26 protein-coding genes and 1 pseudogene are annotated in these 24,267 nt (G+C 38.6%); 26 read left to right on the top strand and 1 reads right to left on the bottom strand.

Annotation, left to right across the window (positions count from 1 at the left end; genetic code table 11):
* The first annotated feature begins 1 nt into the window (after position 1).
* From H7992_RS14290 to H7992_RS14235, 12 genes are all read left to right on the top strand, one after another.
* The gene (locus H7992_RS14290) at positions 2-421 is read left to right on the top strand and encodes a phage tail tube protein (RefSeq protein WP_187045039.1); all 420 of its coding nucleotides are present in this window, start codon (positions 2-4) and stop codon (positions 419-421) included.
* 81 nt (positions 422-502) lie between these two features.
* Positions 503-856 (top strand): DUF6096 family protein, encoded by a 354-nt coding sequence (locus H7992_RS14285; RefSeq protein WP_187045038.1) that lies wholly within the window; start codon positions 503-505, stop codon positions 854-856.
* Between the two features lie 53 nt (positions 857-909).
* Positions 910-1,263, top strand: a complete 354-nt coding sequence (locus tag H7992_RS14280) for a hypothetical protein (protein WP_187045037.1) — start codon at positions 910-912, stop codon at positions 1,261-1,263.
* On the top strand, positions 1,247-4,300 hold the full coding sequence (locus tag H7992_RS14275) for a tape measure protein (protein WP_187045036.1): 3,054 nt from the start codon (positions 1,247-1,249) through the stop codon (positions 4,298-4,300). Before H7992_RS14280 ends, H7992_RS14275 begins: the two co-directional genes overlap by 17 nt.
* 14 nt (positions 4,301-4,314) lie before the next feature.
* Positions 4,315-4,659, top strand: a complete 345-nt coding sequence (locus H7992_RS14270; protein WP_187045035.1) for a DUF6711 family protein — start codon at positions 4,315-4,317, stop codon at positions 4,657-4,659.
* Between the two features lie 8 nt (positions 4,660-4,667).
* A complete protein-coding gene (locus H7992_RS14265; protein ID WP_187045034.1) occupies positions 4,668-6,290 on the top strand; it encodes a hypothetical protein in 1,623 nt (540 codons plus the stop codon).
* A gap of 1 nt (position 6,291) precedes the next feature.
* Positions 6,292-6,690 carry a hypothetical protein gene (locus tag H7992_RS14260; protein ID WP_187045033.1) on the top strand — a complete coding sequence of 133 codons (399 nt, stop codon included), beginning with the start codon at positions 6,292-6,294 and terminating at the stop codon, positions 6,688-6,690.
* Complete coding sequence (locus H7992_RS14255) at positions 6,690-7,412, top strand: phage tail protein (RefSeq protein ID WP_222617983.1); 723 nt, start codon at positions 6,690-6,692, stop codon at positions 7,410-7,412. Before H7992_RS14260 ends, H7992_RS14255 begins: the two co-directional genes overlap by 1 nt.
* A gap of 399 nt (positions 7,413-7,811) precedes the next feature.
* Positions 7,812-7,967: a hypothetical protein gene (locus H7992_RS14250; RefSeq protein ID WP_187045031.1), complete on the top strand. Its 156-nt coding sequence runs from the start codon at positions 7,812-7,814 to the stop codon at positions 7,965-7,967.
* A gap of 608 nt (positions 7,968-8,575) precedes the next feature.
* Positions 8,576-9,163 (top strand): hypothetical protein, encoded by a 588-nt coding sequence (locus H7992_RS14245; RefSeq protein ID WP_187045030.1) that lies wholly within the window; start codon positions 8,576-8,578, stop codon positions 9,161-9,163.
* Between the two features lie 540 nt (positions 9,164-9,703).
* Positions 9,704-10,114, top strand: coding sequence for a phage holin family protein (locus H7992_RS14240; RefSeq protein WP_187045029.1), 411 nt, complete (start codon positions 9,704-9,706; stop codon positions 10,112-10,114).
* A gap of 1 nt (position 10,115) precedes the next feature.
* Entirely contained in the window at positions 10,116-10,871 is a 756-nt protein-coding gene (locus H7992_RS14235) for a peptidoglycan recognition protein family protein (protein ID WP_187045028.1), read from the top strand.
* A 276-nt stretch (positions 10,872-11,147) separates the two neighbouring features.
* Here H7992_RS14235 and mreC read toward each other — a convergent pair whose 3' ends face one another.
* Positions 11,148-11,906, bottom strand: a complete 759-nt coding sequence (gene mreC / locus H7992_RS14230) for a rod shape-determining protein MreC (protein ID WP_187045027.1) — start codon at positions 11,904-11,906, stop codon at positions 11,148-11,150.
* 422 nt (positions 11,907-12,328) lie between these two features.
* On the opposite strand from mreC, the gene H7992_RS14225 reads away from it, so the two are divergent.
* The 14 genes and pseudogenes from H7992_RS14225 (at position 12,329) to H7992_RS14165 (ending at position 24,080) form a co-directional block, all read left to right on the top strand.
* Positions 12,329-12,619 (top strand): AbrB/MazE/SpoVT family DNA-binding domain-containing protein, encoded by a 291-nt coding sequence (locus H7992_RS14225; RefSeq protein ID WP_187045026.1) that lies wholly within the window; start codon positions 12,329-12,331, stop codon positions 12,617-12,619.
* A 281-nt stretch (positions 12,620-12,900) separates the two neighbouring features.
* Positions 12,901-13,653, top strand: coding sequence for a PhzF family phenazine biosynthesis protein (locus H7992_RS14220; RefSeq protein ID WP_187045025.1), 753 nt, complete (start codon positions 12,901-12,903; stop codon positions 13,651-13,653).
* Positions 13,654-14,000: 347 nt separating this feature from the next.
* Positions 14,001-14,306, top strand: a complete 306-nt coding sequence (locus H7992_RS14215; RefSeq protein ID WP_187045024.1) for a helix-turn-helix domain-containing protein — start codon at positions 14,001-14,003, stop codon at positions 14,304-14,306.
* Positions 14,307-14,684: 378 nt separating this feature from the next.
* Entirely contained in the window at positions 14,685-15,464 is a 780-nt protein-coding gene (locus H7992_RS14210) for an alpha/beta fold hydrolase (RefSeq protein ID WP_187045023.1), read from the top strand.
* A gap of 188 nt (positions 15,465-15,652) precedes the next feature.
* Positions 15,653-16,186, top strand: a complete 534-nt coding sequence (locus H7992_RS14205; protein WP_187045022.1) for a dihydrofolate reductase family protein — start codon at positions 15,653-15,655, stop codon at positions 16,184-16,186.
* Positions 16,187-16,321: 135 nt separating this feature from the next.
* Positions 16,322-16,543 (top strand): transcriptional regulator, encoded by a 222-nt coding sequence (locus H7992_RS14200; RefSeq protein WP_187045021.1) that lies wholly within the window; start codon positions 16,322-16,324, stop codon positions 16,541-16,543.
* Complete coding sequence (locus tag H7992_RS14195; protein WP_187047904.1) at positions 16,543-17,799, top strand: Y-family DNA polymerase; 1,257 nt, start codon at positions 16,543-16,545, stop codon at positions 17,797-17,799. Before H7992_RS14200 ends, H7992_RS14195 begins: the two co-directional genes overlap by 1 nt.
* A 13-nt stretch (positions 17,800-17,812) precedes the next feature.
* Complete coding sequence (locus H7992_RS14190; RefSeq protein WP_187045020.1) at positions 17,813-18,142, top strand: YolD-like family protein; 330 nt, start codon at positions 17,813-17,815, stop codon at positions 18,140-18,142.
* Positions 18,143-18,455: 313 nt separating this feature from the next.
* Entirely contained in the window at positions 18,456-19,541 is a 1,086-nt protein-coding gene (locus H7992_RS24975) for an MBL fold metallo-hydrolase (RefSeq protein WP_187045019.1), read from the top strand.
* On the top strand, positions 19,538-19,783 hold the full coding sequence (locus H7992_RS14180) for a DUF3006 family protein (RefSeq protein WP_187045018.1): 246 nt from the start codon (positions 19,538-19,540) through the stop codon (positions 19,781-19,783). Before H7992_RS24975 ends, H7992_RS14180 begins: the two co-directional genes overlap by 4 nt.
* Before the next feature lie 281 nt (positions 19,784-20,064).
* A pseudogene (locus tag H7992_RS24775) lies at positions 20,065-20,169 on the top strand (competence protein ComG); the annotation flags it as partial.
* Between the two features lie 266 nt (positions 20,170-20,435).
* Positions 20,436-21,530, top strand: a complete 1,095-nt coding sequence (locus tag H7992_RS14175) for a hypothetical protein (RefSeq protein WP_187045017.1) — start codon at positions 20,436-20,438, stop codon at positions 21,528-21,530.
* A gap of 549 nt (positions 21,531-22,079) precedes the next feature.
* Positions 22,080-22,976 carry a hypothetical protein gene (locus H7992_RS14170; RefSeq protein WP_187045016.1) on the top strand — a complete coding sequence of 299 codons (897 nt, stop codon included), beginning with the start codon at positions 22,080-22,082 and terminating at the stop codon, positions 22,974-22,976.
* Positions 22,977-23,129: 153 nt separating this feature from the next.
* Complete coding sequence (locus H7992_RS14165; RefSeq protein ID WP_187045015.1) at positions 23,130-24,080, top strand: hypothetical protein; 951 nt, start codon at positions 23,130-23,132, stop codon at positions 24,078-24,080.
* Positions 24,081-24,267: the final 187 nt, after the last annotated feature.

Genomic DNA, 24,267 nt, shown 5'->3' with positions numbered 1-24,267 from the left:
AATGGCAGGACTATTAACCAAAGACACAACACTGAGCTACAAAGCAAGTGGTTCGACGTATGTTGAGCTTGAGCATCTTATGGAAGTACCAGAGATGGGTGGAGACCCGGAGAAAGTGGAGGTAACTACTTTATCTGACGGAGTTAAGAAGTACATTAACGGCGTTAAAGACCTGGGCGACCTAACGTTCAAGTTTCTTTATGACAACGAAACGGCGGACAGTAACTATCGTATCTTAAAAGGATTGCAGGATGCGGACAAACCCGCTGAATTCAAGGTCGAGTATCCGGACGGCACAGGTCATGAATTTAGCTCTTACGTCAACGTGAAAATGGATGCGGCAGCAGTAAATGCGGCAATGACATTCTCTGTTGGAATGAGTCTGCAGAGTGATATTACAGTGACGAATCCAACGACTTAATCAGTAGCGAAAATCTAATATACAAACGAAAAAAGCATTCTCAATCGAGGATGCTTTTTATTATGAGGAGGAAATTTAATTATGAGGTATTCAGAATTTACAGCAGCGGGCCAAGAATACAAATTGCGAATTACGGCATCAGGCATCATTGAATTAGAAAAGAAGTTGAACGGACGAAATCCATTATCCATATTGATGTCAGTTGATAGCGGAGAAATACCTTCCGTCAGTAGTGTATTGCTAATCCTTCATGCGGCTATGCAGAAATTCCACCACGGAACAAAGTTTGAAGATGTACTAAATCTGTATGACGAATATGCAGAAGAAGGAAATACTTACATCGATTTAATTCCTGTAATTATGGATGTATTCAAGGTTTCTGGTTTTTTCAACCAAGCGACAGGGGCGAAGAAGGGGGCGGAAGTGAACCAGTAAAGAATTTAACAGAACTATTCGAGAAGCTGTATCCGATCGCATGTGAATGTGGTGTGGATGCAGTTTCTTTTTGGGATATGACATACGCGGAAATTAACGCCTCAATAAAAGCTTATGGCAAACAGCGAGAAACAGACATGCGGATTCAATCAATTATCGCTTACCACCAAGCTAACCAAATTTCCCTTCTAGTCGGGCGGTTAGTTGGGAACAAAAACGATGTTCCGGCTATCCACGAAGCCTACCCAGGTATATTCCCAGCAATGGAACAAAAAGCAGAGCAAGAAAAAGCGCACCAACAAGCGAAACAACAAAACTGGCAAATCATGAAGGCTCGTGTCGAAGCGTATGCAGCGAATGCGGCTGAGAAGCGGAAGCGAGGTGAACGCCGTGGCGATAACGCTTGAGGAACTGCAAATACTGATCACCTCTGAAACATCTGATTTGCGTCGTGAATTAGATAGAGTTAGGGCAGAGTTAGGCAATATGAACAACGCCGTTAAAAGTTCCACCGATGGCATGAAGAAGGCATTTAAAGCTGTAGCTGTAGCGATAGCGGCGCTCGGCATCGGTAAATACGTGAAAGATGCGGTTATGGCGGCTAGTGAGTTAGAAAGTGCGTTCCTCGGATTGCAAAGTATCGTAGAAGGTCAAGGGCGTTCATTCACAAAGGCAAAGAGCTTCATTAATGGATACATCGCGGATGGGCTTGTCCCCCTTACTAACGCGGTTACAGCTTACAAAAACCTAGCAGCGCGTGGTTACAGCGATGACCAGATAGAACAAACGATGGAAAGGCTGAAAGATGCGGCGGCTTTCGGGCGGCAGGCATCTTATTCGTTAGGCGATGCGGTATCTTCTGCGACTGAAGGTTTGAAAAACGAAAACTCAATCTTAGTCGATAATGCGGGTGTGACAAAAAACGTCGCGAAAATGTGGGACGAATATGCAAACTCTATCGGTACCACAGCCAATAAATTATCTCAACAACAAAAGATTCAGGCCGAAGTTAACGGAATTATGGAAGAAACCAAATTCCAAGTTGGGGATGCGGCAACGTACGCCGACACTTTCGCGGGAAGGTTGTCCCTTTTGAGCAAAACGCTCGGGGATATCCAAGTAAACATTGGACAAGCTTTTATGCCGATTGCAAATTTCGTTATTCCTATCCTTCAAAAGCTTGCAAACTGGCTAGTAAGAGTCACTTCGTATTTTCGATATTTCATGCAAGCGTTTTTCGGTGTATCGAAATCACAGAAACAATCTGGCAAAGCGGCCGGTGGCGGTGCGGCTGCGCAAGACTCCTTCGGTACTGCAGCTGAAAATGCAGGGAAGAAAGCTGAAAAGTCCGGGAAAAAGGTTAAAAAGGCAGCCGAAGAAGCTAAGCGATCAGTAGCTGGATTCGATGAAATAAACTCGCTGTCCGAACCTTCTAAAGGTTCGAATGCTGATTCAGGTGGCGGTAAAGGTGCCGGTGCAGGGGCGGGCGGAATTGGCGGGGATATGGGTCTAGGAGATTTCGAGATGCCTGAAATCGATACCGAAACGATTCCCGTTCATATTCAAGCGATGGCTGACAAGATCAAGGATGCTTTCAAAGGAATGAGGGACGGCGCAAAGGATTTCGGTTCGATGTTCGCTGATGCTTTTAGCGGTATTCGTCCAGCGCTTCAACCCCTTTACGATGCTGTTGGCCCAATAAAGCAATCCTTTAAAGAGATTGGTGATTCGTTACTAATGCTGATGGACCAATTTTTGAAACCGGCAGCGGGATACCTCCTATTCGACTTCATTCCTTCTATCGTCACCGGTTTCGTGAAAGACTTTGCGCCAGTAATCGCTGATGCAGCAATTTGGGGTATGGGGTTACTTTCCGAAACAATGCAAAATGTCACGGGATTGATTATTGCCCTTTGGAATGATTTATGGCTACCAGCACTAGAAACACTAAAATTCGCATGGTTGGATATGAGTACGTCGGTAGCCGCATCCTTGCAAAGTTTACTTAACGGAACGATAAAGCCTTTGGTGGAGTACATGATAAATGAGTTCATAATCCCTGTAGCGGCGATGCTTAATCGTGTATTCGTTCCGATTTTTACAGATGTTTTGGTTTTTGCGCTCGGTTTATTCGCGAAAACCTTTAAAACTATGACTGACACACTCAACAATTTAACGTCTTCGGTGATAATACCGGCGATAGAAAAGATTAAGAATGCTTTCATGGACATGGTTCCGAGAGTGGGTTCAGCATTACAGGATCTTCTTGACAGAACAATAAAACCTTTTATTACTTTCATATTGAATGATTTCGTTATTCCGATTGCGGGTGCGATAACCGATACTTTGGTGCCTATCTTTACAGACGTTCTTGTATTTGCGTTCGAAGAAACGGCGACTGCGTTCGAGTGGTTAGCGAATCTAATGAACGATATTTACAAGACTGTCATCAAGCCTGTATTCGAATTGATAAAAAAAATCGTGACTGACACCCTAAAAATCGTCATGGACTTATGGGATAAACACGGAAAAACGCTGTTGAAAAATTTGTCCGAGCTACTTAAGAATATACAAGATTTGTTCCAACAACTTTGGGATAAAATCTTGAAACCGATTATTGAACCATTCTTGAAGATGTTGACGGAGCTATGGAATAAGCATTTGAAAGGTCTCATTAAAGAAACTGGCGAGTTTGTAATGAAACTCGTAAATGCAGCACTAGACATTTTGAATAAGTTCATCAAGCCTATTGTGAGCTATCTAGTAGACAAACTCAGTCCGATATTCAAAAGTGTCTTTCAATTTATTGCGGACATAGTAGGAAGTAATGTCGGCAGAATTTTGGAAACCGCGAAAGGTCTCTTGATGGCACTAGGCGGCATAATTGATTTCATTGCCGGCATATTCACGAATGACTGGAGCAGGGTGTGGACTGGTTTGGTTTCTGTTTTCGAAGGTATCGTTACAATGATTTCCGGTATCTTTAAAGGTGTACTGAACACGACTATATCCGTTATAAATGCAGCGATGGATGCGGTTATTGGTGGGATAAACAGGACGATTAAAGGCGCTATTGACCTGATAAATTCGGTGCCAGGTGTCGACATCAACATTAAGCCTATTCCTGTCCCAAGAATACCGAAATTAGCACGAGGTGGGATAGTTGATGGTGCTACGAATTTCGGTAACTTCATAGCGGGTGAAGCAGGGAAAGAAATGGTTGTGCCACTCGAAAATACGCCGTTCGTGGACAAGTTGGCAAGCGCTCTAGGTTCTGCTGTTATGGCTGCAATGCAGATGGGTGGAGCTGGCCAACAATCGAGAGGGAACGACGGTGGAGACGTCGTAATTCAAATCGAAGGTTCTACGATTGCGCGCGTGCTCAGACCTTTCCAAGACGGAGAAAATCAACGAATCGGTTCATCTATTATCCAACCAATCTAAAGGAGTGAGGACTCATGATTAAAATTGACGGTCGGGAGATACCCACTCCTTCCGATTATTCTCTCGGCATTATGGACATTTCAAAAGCTGAACGAAATGCCCGAGGCGACATGATCATTGAACGGATAACAACGAAACGTAAAATCGAACTTGGCTGGAAGCATCTGAGTAAATCCGATTTACAGACCGTCATGAACGCCGTTAGCCCAGTATTTTTTTCTGTCAGTTATATAGACCCCCAATCCAATTCGAAGAAGTCAGGCACGTTTTACGCAGGCGACAGAAATGTTGGTGCGCTCGATTATTTGAATGGAGATATCCGTTGGAAGGATATAAAATTTAGCGTTATTGAAAAGTAGGTGATTGAGTGAACGAGGTGAGTCGGGAATTCAAACAAGCTGTATATGCGCCGATACGAAAGACTGCTGCAAAAGTAGCTTTTGAGATCTTGGATAACTCAGCTTATGAAGATGCTGATATAGAAGCCGAAGGTGCAGAAATAAGTAAAAGTTATCAGATGATAGACAAGGTTCGAGCTATGTCTGATAAGTTCGCTACGTTCGAAAAAGATTATTTTAAGCTGGATGGTAGCTTTGTGATACCCCCAACACCTAATGAAGAGGCGCATCAGTTCGGATGGTGGAGTAAGGAGTTGTGCGGCTCCAATGGCGTGTTCGCTGTCCCTCCAAAAGTTACTTTTACATTTTCCGAACCTCACGATTCAATGGGTTTAACTCTTCATTTTGATTCTCTAAATAACGAACATGCTTCTGACTTCGATATCATCGTTTATTCAGCCGGCGATCGTATGATAGCTAAGGAAGAGGTGAAGGACAACAAGAAAAATACCTACGTTTGGGTTACTGGTTTAGATGCTTATGAAAAGATCGAAATCATTATCACTAAATGGGCTACTCCTTTCCGAAGAGCGAGGATTGTGGAAGTAGATTTCGGAGTGCTACAGGAATACGAAGGAGACAAACTTATCAAGGTGAGCTTAATCGAGCAAATGAATGTAGTCGGCAATACACTGCCCGCAAACGAGGTTAAGTTCACCATAGATAACTCCAATAAGAATTTTAATATACTTAATCCCGTGGGCTTCTATCGTTTCTTAAAAGAACGGCAGGAGCTCTCGATTAGTTTAGGGGTTGATACCGGGGATGACGATTTCGAATTTATTTCCACCGAAGGTTATTACTTAACGGACTGGCAATCGGATGAAGGAGCTCTAACAACCTCGTTCACTGCTAGGAACGTCTTCGAGTTATTGGATAAGGATTATATACCGAAAGCGGCGGATAATCTCTACGACCTAGCAGTGGACCTTATGGTCAAGGCTAAACTAACCAAGTACGAGATCGATGAAACTTTGAAGGACATTCCCAGCGAGGGCTTTAAGGAGAAACAAACTTTCCGTAAGGCTCTTCAGTGTATCGGACTGGCAAGTAAGAGTGCTGTATATCAAAATAGGTCTGGAGTAATTACAGTTAAGCCATTCGAGATCCTAGACCAAGATACTAGCTACATTTACTTTACAGGACCTGACATGATTACTGGGATGGTTAGTCCTATGGTATACAGTGGGTACGATATGCTTAATATTACCTTCGATAACGTATTCCAAGAACCACAAATCAAGTTAGATAAATTGCTACAATCTATCACTATGACCATCCATACAGGTGGTACCAAAGAGGAGCATATCTTTTATAATCTGGAGAACTCTGAGGGGGTAAACTTTACATGCGATAACCCACTTATCAATACAATTGAAAGAGCTCAAGAAGTAGCTCAGTGGGTAATCGATGAAAGTAACCTTCGAGCTTTATATCAGGTTAACTGGAGACAGAATCCGGCATTAGAATGTGGAGATATCGTACTCATTGAAGACTCCTTCGGTGCTGAGAAACAATCTCGAATCACTAAGCAAGAATACAATTTTTCTGGGTACCTCTCCGGTAGAACAGATACTAAGGGAGGCGTTTGAATTGGGGTGGATAGAACCACGACTTGATTGGAAATCAATAGACTTCTACAACTTCGGGGACCTTAATCGGGTGGAGAATAACGTAGCAGTGGTTGCAGATCTCCTAAGATACTTCATTCCAGTACCCGATTTGGTTATCGTCGCAAACCGCAGTATGACCAGAATTGAAACGGCGCCTAGCTTAAATAGGATTGAAAGAAACAGTAACCTATTAAGAGAAAGATATACTCCGTCTGGTTGGCTAGAACACTCCGACGACTGGGCGACTCTTTCGCCTTTCACTTATAAAGATGCTTTTAGGTTAGAGAACAACATGTTTTTATTATATACCTACTATATCGGCAATATCGGTATTCAACCCGTGTGTGGAGCCTTTATATGTGGGGAGGAGGCAATTTAATGGCTTATGTTCCTACGGACTGGAAGAATCGTGAGGTCGAGAGGCCAAGAACATTTACGGCAGTAGACAACCCCGACGGAACAATAACGTTAGTTCCAGCAGAGGGGACAATTTCTGAACCGGGTACCCCAATAATTGCAGTCAACATGAACAAAATCGAACAGGGGATCGCTGATGCAGTTCCTAAAACAGAGAAGGGTGCTGCCAACGGAGTAGCTACCCTAGGTCCAGATGGAAAAGTGCCAATTAGCCAATCGGGTACTGTTCCCGTTCCGGACGCTTCAACAACTGTCAAAGGAATTGTTAAACTTAATACCTCGATAGTTAGTAGCTCGTTAACTGAAGCAGCAACACCAAGTGCTGTAGCGGCGGTCAATGCTAAGCTAAATGATACCGGTTGGATAAACATCGACCCTGGAAATGGGTGGGCACTTAAAAATGGGCCTAATGATTTTAGGTATCGTATTAAGAACGGGGTCGCTCATATAGTCTGTAATTTGTATCCTTATATGGATAGTCCAGGGGAAATCTTAAATTATCAGGGTATACCAACGAGGCCTTCAACTAACTATACCTGTATGGGTTTCTTGTGGAGAAATGGATATTTTGATCCACAAGCATTAGAGGTTAGAACTGATGGAGATATTATTTATAAAGGTACTCAAATTCCACAACGGAACATGGACCTAATATTCAACCTCACTTTCCCGGTGGGTATCTAGTGTTAGGGGGGAACGAGGTGGATTACGCAAAGGCGGAACAAGAAATCGCCACATCACAAGCTGTGTGGAGATACCGTGTATAATTGCGACTAGTGGGTACAGGCAATAAAGCACCTGTTGAGGTGTATTTTTTATGTCTATATTCGCAATAAGCAGGAGTTGAGTGTGATCCGGACGGAAATGGCGAGGTAAACGCGGCGTAAGCTAGGGTTATCTTTTATGTCTTAACGTCACATGAGTACCATTATGTGTAACAGCAAACACCTTATTATAAGGTTTTTTTAACGCCTTCTAAATGGGTAATTATGGTACCATGGAATAAATACTGTTGTTCAACTAACGGGTCAGGTTAGTTGAATAAGAAAAGCATGTGAATAAAGGGTTATTGGGGGAAAGAAGATGAAAAAAGAAAAAAGAAAAAAGAAAAAAAGTCAGGAAGGCTTTTTTAAAAACGTACTAATCGAGATTCAAAATTCAATCATATTTGAATTGATTTGGAATATTTTATTATTTATCCCGAGAATGATAATTCGATTAAACAAGAATATTTTTTAACTTATTGTTATGTAGCAAATTCATATTTAACTAATGCAGCAGGTTAATGAAAAGTGTTGTTTAACTTGTGTTCAACAATCGGGACATTTAACGGAATAACTAATTAAGGGGTGAAAATTTTGGATAAAAGATATTATCAAGGCAAGTTTTTATTTCTCAAAATAGTAACTACGCTGCTTATACTTTTATTTTTAATGAAGCCATATTTCAGTTCGATCCCCCATAGTATAAGTGCATTTTTAATACCTATAGCGATAATATTTTATTACGTAACAGATTACTTACTTGTTAAAAGAGCTTTGAAGGATAAGTGATTTAAAGCATATTTATATTAAAGTGAAATGAAGTTTCCTTTCTTATTATTTTCATGCGTTTCGACTCCAAAGAACATTTTTTCTTAATGTATCTAGTGAAGTTCATTTCCTTTTTGAAGAGGTTTACTAAATTATATAGATGGGCGTCAGAAGAGAAAAAACAGTCTTTTTTTATTAATGACAATTTGGGAAATTAGTAAGTAATTAGCTAAATATGTTTAAAAATGTTATAATTTAACAACTCCTTATATGGTGGGTATAAGTAGCAATAAGAAAAGAAAAGGGGAATCTATTTTGAGAAAAGTTATTGGAACATTATGTTCTTTGGTTTTATTAATAGCGTGTATCCTTCCTGTTAATCTTGCATTTGCTGAAGGAAATGATGAAGAATTGGTTAAAGTTGTACTTTACTCTGATGAAGATCAAGTTATTATCTCTGAAGTACCAAAAATCTATGAACAAGAGTATTTGGCTCAACTTGAAAACCCAGAGTTTAGAAGTTCAGAAATTCGTAATAGTTCAGGAATAAATACACTCACTCGTGCTGCTCAAAAGCCGGCATATGTAAAGTACATGACAAAAGCCGATGTATTAAAAATAGTAGACCATATGGATGCTTCGTTTAATTGGCAATATTATATCTCTAACCCTTTAACTGACACAGTGATTGCAAAAGCTGTTGCTCTCCTTACAAAAAACAACTTTATTGGTGTTTCACTTGGTGTTTTAGCTTGGTCAGCAGCTGATCTTGCTAATAGACAGGAAGCTTGGTGGAAAGAATCGGCAATCATGATTCTTAGAGGGAAAATCACGGGTGTTAAACTGACAGTTACACCTGGACCAGGTTATCCAGCAGCGTATATAATAACAACAAGATATTAAAAGTCATAAACAGTTAGGGATGGAAAAATGAGACGAACACGAATTATTATTGGGTGGATATTTATCATTTTCCTATCAATAAGTAAAATATTCTTTTCGGAACGATTTTCATATATAACTACGGGTTTCGGGGGATTAATCTGTCTAATCATTGGACTGTCTTTAATTTTTTATAAAACTAAATCGAAAGAATAGTTTTATAGTATTTAATCTCGAAAAGTAGGCGATACTTGTTTTCCCACCTTTTTGCAGGACCCCAGTAGCTTACTGGGGTCCTTTTATTCATGTACTGCTCTATATTCAAATCAATCTTCGCACGAAATCATCAACTTCCTTAGCGCGATTGTTTAATAAGCGTCTCTGTTCTTATTAAACTAACGGGTGCTTTAATTTAACAAGTTAAATCAACACCTAGTTGGCTTTTTTTGTTGTACATCCGGACCATTATGCGTTGTAACGAAAAATGAATAATTAACAATTAAGAACGTCCACCCGGGCGTTCTTTTTCTTTACCCAAAAATCAGAAACAGGAGTGATAAAATGGAATATCTAAAATTCATCCCTGCATTTTTCGCAGGAGTATTAACATTAATGTTTGGTGAGTGGAGTGCTTTGCTTACAATATTGGTAGCATTAGTCGCCATTGATTTTGTAACGGGGATGACAGCTGCATCTCTTGATGGTGGGTTAAAAAGCAAAATCGGAATGATTGGTATAGCGCGGAAGGTATTCATTTTTGCGATGGTTGCCGTGGCTCATTTAATTGATTTGTTATTGGTAGAAAGCGGCTTTGAATCTACCGAACTCGTCATGACGATGGTAATCGTATTTTATGCAGTAAATGAGATCCTGAGTATTACGGAAAATGCCGGACGGATTGGATTGCCAGTTCCCGATGCAGTCAAAAATGCAATTGAGATATTAAAAGGTAGCAATAAGGGGTTGAAATGACGTGACCGTAGCTCTTAAATACGAAGTAAAGCACATTAACAAAAACAAATTCAGTCGTCCTGGTTACAAACTGTTACATGTGAAGGCTTTGGTAATCCACTACACGGCTAACAATGGCGGTACAGCAGACAACCATTTCAACTACTTCAACAATCTGAAAGACCGCTATGCATCGGCTCACATCTTTGTCGATAGGTTAAAAGCATTGGAGATTATTCCGTTGAACGAAGTGGCTTTCCACGCTAACGAGAGAAAGGCAGGTCCGTTAATTCCCTCGTTAAAGGCAAATGCTGCGTATTATCCCGGTGGCAACGCAAACCTGAATAGCATCGGTATCGAAATGTGTATGGAAAAGGACGGCACGATTCATCCGGATACAATCGCGCGAACGATTTTAGTTATTCAGAAGCTGCAGAAGCAATTTGGTGTCTGGCCAATATATCGACACTACGACGTGACAGGGAAAAAATGTCCGGCTCCTTTTGTTGCGAATATAAAGCTATGGACTAAATTTTTAGCAGATGTCAAAGTGTTAGGCACACCAAAGGAGGATGAGGAGTTGAAGTTTTCAAGCCCAACTTTAAAGATAGAAACAGAAACATCATTAGTAAGCAAAGCGCACCGTCATATCATCGTTACTGCAGCTATTAAAGCGGGGGCTCATGCATCATGGGGTGACAAGTTAGCAAATGGCACGCTCACAGATGCTGATGTATTGGGGTTAGCGGCTAAATATACGGTTGCGGTAAATAAGTAAAATCACCCAAGTCCTAGATTCCTAAGCGCTTGGGATTTTGATACCAATAAGAATTATATAAGACGCTCTTGGCCATTTCCTGAACGTTGATGTGACAGCGTTCTAGTAATGGCCATGTTGCACTTAAAGTATAAAGCGACCCATCCACAGATCAGATTGTGGATAGGTCGCTTTTTTATTTGTCGAATTAAAGAGGTATTATTATTTGTAAGGATTCTTGTACTTGTGATAATGATTTCCACCAAGAAGAACATACTGGGATGTGTTTAAGTACAATTAATCAGTTATCACAATAACATTATTAATTTCGCTAAAGTTTGCTGAAGGCTCTATTAGTAGCACTTTATTTAACCCAAAGCCAGAAGTGCTTATCTCTTTTACTTTCCCAACAATTAAACCGTACGGATAGATACCTCCTTTTCCCGAAGTAATAATATTTTTTCCAATTATTTTTTTGGGGTCATTATTAGATATGTATTTCATCAGGAGGAATCCCTTATCTCTATCATATTCCCCAATAATTCCTTGAATTTCTTCATTATCCTGCACAGTTCCGGCCACGTTATTAAGTTCACCAGTTATTAAGTTTACAGTATGAATATTATTTTCATCATCATCCACAATTTTACCAATTAGTCCTTTTGATGTCATCACAACCCCTTTACGATAACTATTATCTGAAGTTATTACTAATTCATTAAACCATTTATCATAGTCTCTATTTAGAACAGTCTCTACTTGTGTATGGTACTTTAGCTTATCATTTATATAATTATTCATTTCTATTGTCTCTTTTAAATTTATATTTTCATTTTTATAATCTTCAATTTCCGAGTTTATAGAATCGAGATGTACTAGATCTTTTTTTAAAATTTCGTTTTCTTTATATGAGTTAAGTGTTTTATCGATATTTTCTGTAACCACTTCCACTGTATTTTTGAGACTTGGAGAAAACAGGTAAATTAAAGTAATTATTAAAAGCCCTAATAAAGAAAATATAATTTTTTTTTTTGCAAATTGCGTTTTTGAAGACATTCTAATTTCCCTTTCGCTGAGTAGCATTTTAATAATAATAGCCTTTAGTTATATGAAAATCAAATATATACAAAAATACAAAGAATTGGAGATTGTAATTTATGTACAAAGTATTTTGTGATTTTTTCTTTATTTTGAAATAAAATAAGCCCGAGTTTTTTTGTCTTTTTCTTATCTTGATCTACTTTCAATGCTTTTTGATATGTATTCGGGAAGGTGAAGTTGATTTTGATTTCGAATAAAGAAGCTCAATGCTTCCGGGAACGGGAGCTTTAATTGAACAACAGGAGATCGTCTATTGACGGTCTTTTTAATTTACTTGCAATACGAACATTCATTCTTGGCGTAAATAAAAGTATATGTAGTATTGCGAAAAGTGTGATATTATCACTTGATAGGTTATTTCATAGGGAGGGACACGAATGAAAAGTATTGGTATTACAAGAAAATTAGATGTTCTAGGAAGAATAGTAATCCCGAAAGAACTAAGAAAAACCATGGAGATTGATAGCGGTACTCCTATTGAAATCTTTATTGAAGATGATCTCATCATTCTTAGGAAGTATTCTCCAAATCGAGCCTGTCTAGTTACAGGTGATATTCTCCCTGATAATATTGAATATCAAGGTGGCATTATATTAAGTTCTAAGGGTGCAGAATTATTGGTAGAACAGATAAAAAGTCTGAGAAAAAGCGACCTACTTCACAGTTGAATTGTGGATAGGACGCTTTTTTTGTTTGCCAAGACACAGTCATCTATTCTTGGTTTACATATATAATTCACTTATCCATACCAAAGTAAACGTGAAAAGATAAAATTGATTATTGAAAGCAAAAGGTGACTACTCTTAATTGAGCGGTCGCATTTTTTTGTTTGTAGAATTAAAGAGGTATCCGTATGAATAAGGACGAATAAAGAACAGAGCATTGTTCTTATTCAACTAACGGGGTAAGAATTATTAGGAAGAAGGTTAAACCAAACGGAGGAGTCAAAATGAAATTATCTAGCTTTAATACGTTTACAGAAAAAGCTTTTAAAGGAAATCCTGCCGCTGTGTGTTTGTTAAGTGAGGAAAAAGCTAGTAATTGGATGCAGAATGTTGCAAAAGAAATTAATTTACCGGTTACTGCTTTTATTAATCGCAATAATAATGAATACCATTTACGCTGGTTCACTCCTTCTACAGAAATACCTATTTGTGGACACGGAACACTAGCAAGTTCCTTCTTTTTATGGAAAAACGGGTACGTGGAAAAAGAAAAAACCATTAATTTTTATACAAAAAGTGGTATTCTCAAATCACGATTTGTAGATGAATGGGTTCAATTAGAGTTTCCTTCGATTCTTGAAGAGAAGTCGATTGCTCCTGATTTATTGATTGAGGCTTTAGGTGTTGAACCTACATATGTTGGAAAAAACCAATTAGATTATTTAGTGGAAGTAAAATCAGAAGCTATTGTAAGGGATTTAAAACCAAGGATAGACCTGATTGCCCAATTACCAGCCCGTGGAGTTATTGTTACAAGTCATTCAAGTTCAAATGAATATGACTTTGTTTCACGTTTCTTTTCCCCAGCTCAAGGTCTTAATGAGGATTATGTGACTGGTTCAGCACATTGTTGTTTAGGTCCATATTGGAAGGGGAAATTACAAAAAAGTGAGTTCACTGCTTACCAAGCTTCCGATAGAGGGGGTATTTTAAAAGTTAAAGTTATAGATGATAAAGTTTTACTATCAGGAAAGTAGTGACAGTATTTGAAGGTGATTTGACTATTTAATATTAATAATCCCTTATTCAACTAACGATTGCTTTAGTTGAACAACTGGAGATCTTCTATAGATGTTCTTTTTATTTGTAGTTGTTTGCAGAAAGGTTAAGTAAGTACAGAGTAAAAAGCGGTCCTCCACAGATAAAATTGTGGATGGGCCGCTTTTTTTGTTTAAGCGAGTTTGCAAGGTTCCAACATTTCCCATAGAATATAGGCTAAAGGATTGAATAATAGATTAATAGGAGGGGCGTCTTTATTGGTATTTAAAATAATCCTGTAACTACAAATAAAGAGGATGCAGGAATCTTGGAAGGGCGGACCATTATGAAGGAAAAGAGTGAGATTTTTTTAAAGCTATATACTTTATTATTTGGGTCAGGGATTGCCAAAGATTTGAGACCTGTAAATTGCACAACACTGCTTGCAATAGCGTCATTCATAGACGACAAGGGAAACTGTTGCCCGACCCAAATACACATTGCCGAAGTCACAGGCATGTCTACAGCTACTGTAAATAAGGCCGTTAATGCTTTACTAGAGTTCAAAGTAAATGGGAAATCAATAATTACTCGTGAATTTGTTCAGCAAGCACAATTCACATACTCCTACTACACTTTTCACCTGATTTGACGGTTTACATAGGTAATGTAGGAAACAGGACGCATAGGGCTTAAGATTAAATATTTCTTATTAAACTAACGGTTTGTTGAATAAAATTTTGTGAATGGGAAGGAGAGGGCAAATTTATGTTATTTATGCTTTGGCTCGTCGTACCGTTATTAGGAGTTTTATGGTTTTTAAACTTTACTACTTTTTTGAAGAACTTAAAGAATGGAAAAAGCACTCATAACCAAAATGTTTTAGGAGCAGTCTTAACGTTTATTTTTATCTTTGCTCTAATGTACTGCTATGCTGGAACCCACTAAATAAAAAAGATTGTGAACCAATGCACTTAAACTAACTGGGCAGGTTACTTTAATAACAAAAGACATATAAGAGGTGAATTGTTTGGGCTTATATTATCAAGAGTATGGGGATAAGAACGCTCCGTTAATGGTGTTTTTACACGGAGGGGGAGTAAGTAGTTGGATGTGGGATAAACAAATTCAATACTTCAGTAATTATCATTGCATTACAATAGATTTACCTGAACAAGGGGCAAGTAAATATACAGAAAACTTTACAATTCAATCAAGTGCAGAAATAGTAAATGAGTTAATAGAAAAAATAGCAAACGGTAAAAAAGTAATTGTTATTGGCTTCTCATTAGGTGCACAAATAACTATTCAAATGTTAAGCATTAATACCAATTTGATTGACTATGCGTTCATTAACAGTGCATTGGTTAGACCCAATTCATTTGTTAGGAAAATGATAAGACCGTCCATAAAATTAACTTTTCCTTTAGTTAAAATTAAATCCTTCTCAAAACTTCAAGCGAAAACACTCTATATTGATGAAGAATACCTTGAAACATATTATAAGGAAAGCACTCAAATGAAATCAGATACACTTATTAGAATATTGGAAGAAAATATGTCATTTGAAATACCCAACGATTTTAAAAAAGCAGTGGGCAAGATATTAGTTACTGTTGGTGAAAAAGAAAAAGCAGTAATGAAAAAGTCAGCGATAGATATAGTTTCAAATAATTCAAATTGCACTGGAATAATTATTCCTAACGCTGGTCACGGAATATCTTTGGTGAATCCTGATTTCTTTAACCAAATGATAGGAAAGTGGATACAGGAAGGTACTTTACCTCAAGACGTAGTAATAATAAAATAAAATGATTATTGTGCTAACGCTCAGCATTTGTTCAACAAGAGGAGATCGTCAATTGACGGTCTTTTTTATTTGCCCAAATATCTAACTTGTACCGTTACAAATGTTAATTGGTAATATTTTTTTAATTTCTGGTTTATGGTTGCAATGAGAACTTGTGTTCTATATACTTGTGAAAGAGGGGGATATTTATGAGTGAAAAACGTGATTTGGTACTGTTTATTGCTACGAGTTTAGATGGTTACATAGCTACAAAAGATGAGTCTTTAGAATGGCTATTTAATGGTGATGGGGAAGGTGATAATGGATATTCAGATTTTTATGAGTCGGTAGATACAGTTTTAATGGGCAAAAAAACATACGATTGGATAATGAAACATGAAACAGGGGAATTCCCATATAAAAACAAGGCGTGTTATGTGTTTACAAGGTCGCCAATTGAAGATACGGTCGACGTAAAGTTTACAAATGAAGATATCATTAGTTTTACTAATAAACTGAAAAGTCAAGAAGGGAAAAACATTTGGATTGTTGGTGGAGGAGAATTGTTACAATCTTTTATAAAAGAAAAATTAGTTGATGAACTAATAATAACTGTTGCCCCAAGCATAATCGGAAAAGGAATACCGTTATTTAAAGAAGGAGATTATCAACTAGACCTTTCTTTAAAAGGTACAAGGAACTTCAATCAATTTGTTGAACTACATTATGGAGTTCAAAATTAATAACGTGTTCTTGAACTAACGTGATAACAGGAGGTCGTCTATTGGCGGCCTTTTTATTTGGTTAAAATTAACATCTTATTTTAGTTGTGATGCGAACGTTCATTCTCTATACTGGAGGTAGAGGAGGGAACGAGTGTGCGTAATCAATTAGTCAAGTCAGTGGAATACAGCGAACACCTAGATATGATGTACATGGCTGCAGACGGTTCAATCAGTAAAAGAAGAATCAACGTACTACAAGTCGGCGAGGTATCGTTCCGTGCATACTGTTTTCTACGTAAATCCAAGCGTACTTTTACAATTGATAACGTGCTCGCGCTTGTTCCCGTAATTACGAAAGAGCGTGCAGTTGTATGATGGACTACAGCAAATTTCCCGATCGGCAAATCGCCTGTATCGATATGATGAGCTTCTACGCGAGTTGCATGGCTACCTTGCATAATCTTGATGTCCAGACGGTTCCTATTGCTGTTGTAGGTAGTTTTAAACAAAGTGGGTCGGTTGTATTAGCTGCCAGTCCACCCATGAAAAAGAGATTTCGAATCAAGACGGGTAATCGATTATTTGAAATACCAAGTCATCCCGAAATCCAATTATTTGAGCCGCAAATGGCACATTTTCTTGATATGTCAATGGCTATCACTCGCATCCTCCACAAATATGTGCCCGCAGAGGCTATACATGTGTATTCAGTCGATGAATGCTTTATTGATCTAACTGGAACTGAAAAGTTGTGGGGCGATCCAGAACAAACAGTTAAGGATATACAAGCAGAAATACTGGAAACGTTAAATTTACCGTCAACGGCTGGCATGGGACCAAACATGTTAATGGCAAAGTTGGCACTTGACTTGGAAGCAAAGAAAACAGGCTTTGCAAAATGGACCTATGAAGATGTGCCGACGAAACTATGGCCTATATCACCATTAAGTGAGATGTGGGGGATTGGCAGCCGGACGGAAAAGTCATTAAACGACATCAGTATATTCTCGGTTGGAGATCTTGCGCATGCTGATTTGAAAAGGCTCGAAAAGAAGTTTGGTGTTATGGGCAATCAATATTATCATCACGCATGGGGAATCGATTTATCAGAGCTGGGTGCTCCACTCTTGGAAGGCCAAGCGAAGAGTTACGGAAAAGGGCAAACGTTATACAGGGATTACGTGACCCGTGAATCCGTTCTCGTTGTCATATTGGAGATGTGTGAGGATGTTTCTCGTCGGGCAAGAGAGGCGAGAAGAGAAGGCAGGACTGTTCACCTTGGAATTGGTTACAGTAAGCATTCGTTCGGCGGCGGATTTAGTCGTTCTCTATCTATAGAAGAAGTTACAAATGACACAATGAAAATTTATCGAACTTGCATGGCTTTATTCGATAAATTTCATGATGGCCGTCCTGTGCGGAAAATAACTATCTCGATAACCAACTTAGAAGACGAAACCTCCATGCAGCTAAGCTTTTTTGACGAACATAAGGTTCGTAATCGTAAATTAGGAATGGTTATGGATGATATCCGAAATAAGTATGGATCCACTGCTATACTACGGGCTGTGTCGCTCACGGAAGACGGTACGGCAATCGGACGTTCAAAATTAGTTGGCGGTCACAAGTAATGGGAGGATTATCATGATAAGAGATCGAGGTAATATTAAATGGACTGCGATGATGCTATCAGAGCATGTCGCAGAGTTGCATAGATGGCAGAATGAAGATCATTACGAAGAACGTCCACAGCTTGATGATTTTGATTTACAAGCTATCCAGTATGAAATAGAAGTTGCGAAAAAAAGAGAATGTGCAGTACACGTAAAGTTGTGGGATAAAGGAAAAAGCGTTTTTTACATGGGTGTCATTCGAGAAGTAAATGTTGAGGCGATGTGGATTACGGTTGATAGTCCTTTTGGAAGGGACCGGATGCCGGTATCAGACATCATCAGTGTGCAGATTGCGGAATAGTAGACGGAGGAAAGGCGACCTCCTTGCGATAGAGGTCGCCTTTCGATACGGTGTATTTGATAACGCCGTATCGGTATTAATTTGAATTGTGTATTCTTTTACAATATATCAAACGATTCAGTTTATGTCAACAAGGGTAGAAAAATAAAAAAAATTCGCAACGACCGACCAAAATTGGTTTGTCGTTCTTATTTGTCGTTAATTGTCGAAATATTAACAGTTGTTTTAAGGTACTGCTAATTCATGTAGACTTTCCCAAATCTATCAACTACCATCAAATATGTAGGCAAATAGAATTAGAGGAGGAACATGAATGATGAAAAAGTATTTATCGATTATCATGGTGTTTATATTAGCCATCAGTTTATTGCCCGCTTCAATTGCAACTGCAGCACCAACTGAATTAAAGGTGCATTTTATCGATGTTGGGCAGGGGGATTCAATTCTAATCCAAGCACCAAACGGTAAGAACATGCTAGTGGATGGTGGTACAAAAGCAGCTGGTGCAAAAGTTGTTTCGTTCCTAAAAGCGAAAGGTGTAAAACGACTTGATTACGTAGTCGCAACACATCCGGACGCGGACCACATCGGCGGATTGATTCCAGTTATAAATGCATTTCCTGTTACGAACTTCATAGACAGCGGGAATGTTCATACTTCGCAGACATATTTCGAAATGCTTGAACTGATTGACAAGAAAAACATCAAGTTTACTATCGCTAAAGAGTTGGACAAACTTGCACTAGATCCAAACGTAATCATCCGCGTCCTACATGCTGATGAAAATGCAGCAGACTCTAATGATGCATCAATCGTTTTAAAAGCAACATACAACAAAGTGTCATTTTTACTGATGGGCGATGCGGATACGGCGATAGAAGACCAAATCAGATCAAAGTATGATGTCAAAGCTACTGTGCTTAAAAACGGGCACCACGGATCTGACACGAGCAGTTCAGCAGCATTCATCAGTAATGTTAATCCAAGTATAGCAATTCTAAGCTATGGCAAAAATAACTCATATGGCCACCCGAATCTATCGGTAGAAAGCCGATTGCAGAAAGTCGGGGCTAAAGTGTACAAAACGCCACTTGATTGTAATATTACAGTTACAACAAACGGTGTTAAACACTCTGTAGCAAGTACTTGTAAAAATGGTAATGTAGTTAAAACTCCGGCACCAAAGCCGACTGTAAAACCAACACCGCTGCCAAAACCAAAGCCAACGCCTAAACCAGTCACTAAGACGCCAGCGAAACCAAAACCTGCACCATCAACAAGAACTAATTTTAAAAACTGTACAGATTTGAAAACAGTATACCCTGATGGTGTCTCGCAAAATCACCCGGCATACCAGTCGAAAATGGACAGAGATAAAGACGGGTGGGCTTGCGAATGACAAAAGTGAAATACACGCTTGATAAAATCGAAGATGGCCAGTATGTTTTCCTGGAGCATCAAAACGAAGAAAACCAATTACTCATTCCGGCAGCTGAAATTAATGTTGAAATTTCAGAAGGCAGCATTGTGTTAATTAGCAAAACAGATTTAGTTTATGAATTCGAAGTATTAATAGAAGAAACCGAAGACATGCGTGATAAAGTCAGTAACTTGCTTGAAAAGTTGAAAAATGAAAAGTGAATAAAAGCAGCCACCGACTCGATTGAGAAGGTGGCTGTTGTTATTTTTATTATTTTTTCCTGTGCTAATACATAGAAGGTTTTCAATAAATGTGGTCTTTTTTCGTAAAACCACATTTCCGACCACGTTAATGTGGTCTATTTTGTGGTCCGCTCACAATTAAATCACAAAAATAGACTAGCAAGGAAGAGCGCAGAAAAGAAAAGCATTGTAAAAACGCTTTACACCGGATTTTGATAACCGAATTCATGATGTGAATATGACAGGGAAAGTTGTTTTAAATGATGATCGTTCTCTTGATTATTTCGGTTCTCATTCTCATTGCAATCCCGAATGTCACAAAGCATTCTAAGTCAATTGATGAAAAGGGGTGTGATGCTTATATGCATGAGTATGCTTTGATTTACAACCTGTTTTAAACCCATTAAATTTAAGTTTAGGCAGTTTTCAATGAAAGTACATAATTAGATTTCATGATTTAAGAAAATAGAGAAGGGTAGTATCTAAAGTGTTTATTGGCAATACAAATCTTAAGAGGTTAGTATATTATATTTGCATGATTGCTACTAAATTAAGTTCTAAATTTTCAAACTCTTATTATGTGTGATTTAATTAGAGGTATAGGTGTATTTTTAGTTAGGGGGCATTTTAAGTGGGCAAATACTCTGGACAGTTGGAGCAACATCGGAAGTCTGTGGAACGTGTTACAGGTGCTAGTAGTGGCGTCCTTGGACAGTTGGAGCAACATCGGAAGTCTATGGAACGTGTTACAGGTGCTAGTAGTGGCGTCCTTGGACAGTTGGAGCAACATCGGAAGTCTATGGAACGTGTTACAGGTGCTAGTAGTGGCGTCCTTGGACAGTTGGAGCAACATCGGAAGTCTATGGAACGTGTTACAGGTGCTAGTAGTGGCGTCCTTGGACAGTTGGAGCAACATCGGAAGTCTATGGAACGTGTTACAGGTGCTAGTAGTGGCGTCCTTGGACAGTTGGAGCAACATCGGAAGTCTGTGGAACGTGTTACAGGTGCTAGTAGTGGCGTCCTTGGACAGTTGGAGCAACATCGGAAGTCTGTGGAACGTGTTACAGGTGCTAGTAGTGGCGTCCTTGGACAGTTGGAGCAACATCGGAAGTCTGTGGAACGTGTTACAGGTGCTAGTAGTGGCGTCCTTGGACAGTTGGAGCAACATCGGAAGTCTGTGGAACGTGTTACAGGTGCTAGTAGTGGCGTCCTTAGACAGTGGGAGCAACATCGGAAGTCTATGGAAGAGTTCATAATAACACCAATACTTAAGTCATTTAATGCGGGAACGGATTCGTTTCAGATGAGTGATGGAGTTGCAATCGTAGATAACTATTTAGGACATGCACAATCAGATTTGGAATCTGAAAAATTATGTGATTCAAATTTAAATAATCAAGATTTAATAGAATGGCTTAGTGCATTTCTTGAAAACTGTATTAATCAAACTAGCCGTCTGCAAAAAGTATTTAATACTATAGATACAGAAAAAGCGAGAGTATACTTTTTCGGAATGTTAACTATAGTTAGTTCTGTTTTAACGATTATTAGTTTTTTACAAGGGGATACCTCTGAAGTTCATATTCATAATTATGATGAAGATGTAAAGATTGAAACAGAATCAAATGGAAATAGAACAGATATTTATATAGAGAAGAATGATTCTTTTATTGAAGAAGAACAAATAAAGGAAGAACAATGGATTTCAGGCGGAGATAGAACATAGTTTCAGTTTCATTTATCCAAGGTGGATATCACCTTAAAGTGATTGGATGAGACAATATATAATCATGAAAGAATTTGCCTAATATACACCCTTCATGAAAACACGCTACCTATAAGGGGGTAGCGTGTTTTTACTATTCAATAGGATTTATGAAACTATCAAAAATCGCAACTAAGGAAAGTTTTTGCATGTCTTTATCCCCTAGATTCTATGGTTTATCCACGTGGTTACTGGATTCACTGAAAATTTATTTTTGGAATAACCTTTGGTGAAAAATAATATTAACATATAATAGATGTCGTGGGGTAATTTCTAAATTCTGATAGGTGGTAGTTCATAAATACCGCCTATTCTATATATCAAAAACAAACATAGAACGGAGTTGAACAATTGAACAACAGCATTAAAGCGTAGTGTCTCCCTACATTGAACTTCAGTTCGAAGGGGAGCAGTACGAACAAATTGATCAAACAATTAATTCGGTAATACTAAGCAACAGAAGCAACAAGTAAGAAGACACTTGTTTTGATATTTTGTTCAGTTAACAAGATGAAAAAATTACAAGACGAGTTACCACAGTGGAACAAAGAAGACCTAAACGCAGTGATTGAGATGAGCGGAGATGATGACGGACTACTATCCGCCTGTTTACTATCATTCATCACTGGTTACCCGATTAGGGACTTCACAGACTTCGATGAGGGGCGTTATAGCCTCTTACCTCGTGACAAGAGGGAAAGGATTTCGGTTGACCTTGCGAGAACCAAAGGTAAGGGGATAGACAACCATTTCATGACGTTTTCAGAGGAAACTAGGCTGAACAAAGAGATGATAAATGTCAACAACCAAAGAGAAATCCCCTTTGATGACTACCTCAAAAAGTATTCTATGAGTACCTTGATTCTCATTTATGCAGTCTACAAAGATAGGATTTCTCTACCTGAATCAGAGAAATTGAAGATGATGATTTTGACGATAGATAGCGCATACAAAGGCTATTACAAGTACAAGAAAAACTTCATTGAGAACCTTGATTATATTGGTCTTAAAGATGAACTACTTCCTGTCCTAGAGGGGCATACTAAGCAAGAATTTGAAGCACTTTCAAGACAAATCAAAGAGCAGTGTCCTCAAAACTTCTATCTGAACAAGGAGACTGGGAGATTGGAGTTTTCAAGTGATAGGGAAACGCAGGAACGGGCGGAGCGATACCTTGAAAGGCTATCAAAGGGATTGGGCTTCACAATTGCTTTGCCCACTGAACAGTTTGAACTTGTAGAAATCTTATCTAACGCAGGAAAGCGGAGGATTGCCAAATCAGGCGATATCGATATAAGCCATTATCACATGGTTTATTGCTATGCAATCACCAATCGAGGGAATTTCAAATCAAGTTATAGCCGTAGAATACTTGGAGCATTGCCAGATTTTTTGATTGACACCTAATGATGACAGGGGCATAGCGATATTCCCCTTGTCTGTTCCGCCCCTATAATAACACTAGGAAATGGTTGTTTAATCGAACTTTAATCTTAGTTTTAATCCAAATTTATACGTGATAATTAACAACTTGAATGTTGATAGAAAGAGGATAGTTTAATGATAGCACTAACAAACAAAAAAACAGCAATAGGCAAGGAGTTTTCATTCATTCCTAACAGGCACAAGCCGTATTTCGAAATTGATGAAAACAACGAAATCACATCATACAAGCGTGAAATCTGTATTGATAGAGTGGAATTAAAGGCAAGATTAACAGAGGATGATATTGAGGAATTAACTTCAATGTTCCGCTACCATATCGAACATGACGTAAAGCCGAATGGTTATGACCTAATAACCTATGTCATGGACTTGTCAGAGCAGTTTGGCGTGTATATTAGGATTCAACCGTTTATCCAATCAAAGGTAAATGCAAAGATTCAACTTCAATCCAAATTCACTAACAACCTACAAGGCAACAGCCCCCACATGCTAGACCTTCTAAACCGCCACAAATGGTTTATCACTCGTTTAGATGTGGCATTTGATTATACAACCCCATTCAATACAAGCGCCTATTTAAGAAGGCATGGAGGGCAGAAACAAACGAACTTTGATACATCATCTTGGGCAGGTTCAATGGGAAACTATAAGCGTACAGCAAATGATTCCCATTATGACCGTAAGGCGGAGAATGAATTACTGGATAGCCCATTCATTAATCGCTTTGAGGTCAAATTCAACTTCCTAGAGAGCGATAACATGACCTTTTCTAATCTGAATCATACATTGATTGCCAACCGCCTACTAGCAGAACTCTTTATTCCGTGCTTAACGTACTCATATTTCCATGAGCAAAAGGTAAAGACCAACAGAGGGCAAAAGGAGTTCATTGACCTTATCAAGCGTTCTAAGGAAGCAGACAACGAGAACTATGTGAAGTTGCTCCTATCTGATAGCCAATGGAGAACATACCGCAGTCATTTCAAGGCATGTCGTGATGATATAGAGGATTGGTACTTGCATAACAGCCATGTAATCTATGATTTCTTGCTAGCACATCATTAATTTGGTGTGTTTTTATGTTGCCTATCTCCTCAGAACGGTTAGGTCTAGGGTAGGGACAATATCTTCGTTAGATTATAATGGATTGAATAGCGATGCACAACGGAGGTATGGCAATTGCACTATTCCTATCAAACGAATAGAAAGCACTTATAGACATGTTGTGACGATATATAGCAAATTTAGATGG

Origin of the sequence: Sporosarcina sp. resist (genome assembly GCF_014302295.1) — a bacterium.
Lineage (GTDB): Bacteria > Bacillota > Bacilli > Bacillales_A > Planococcaceae > Sporosarcina > Sporosarcina psychrophila.
Note: the sequence above shows the minus strand (reverse complement) of the source record. Positions and strands in the feature narration are given on the sequence as shown.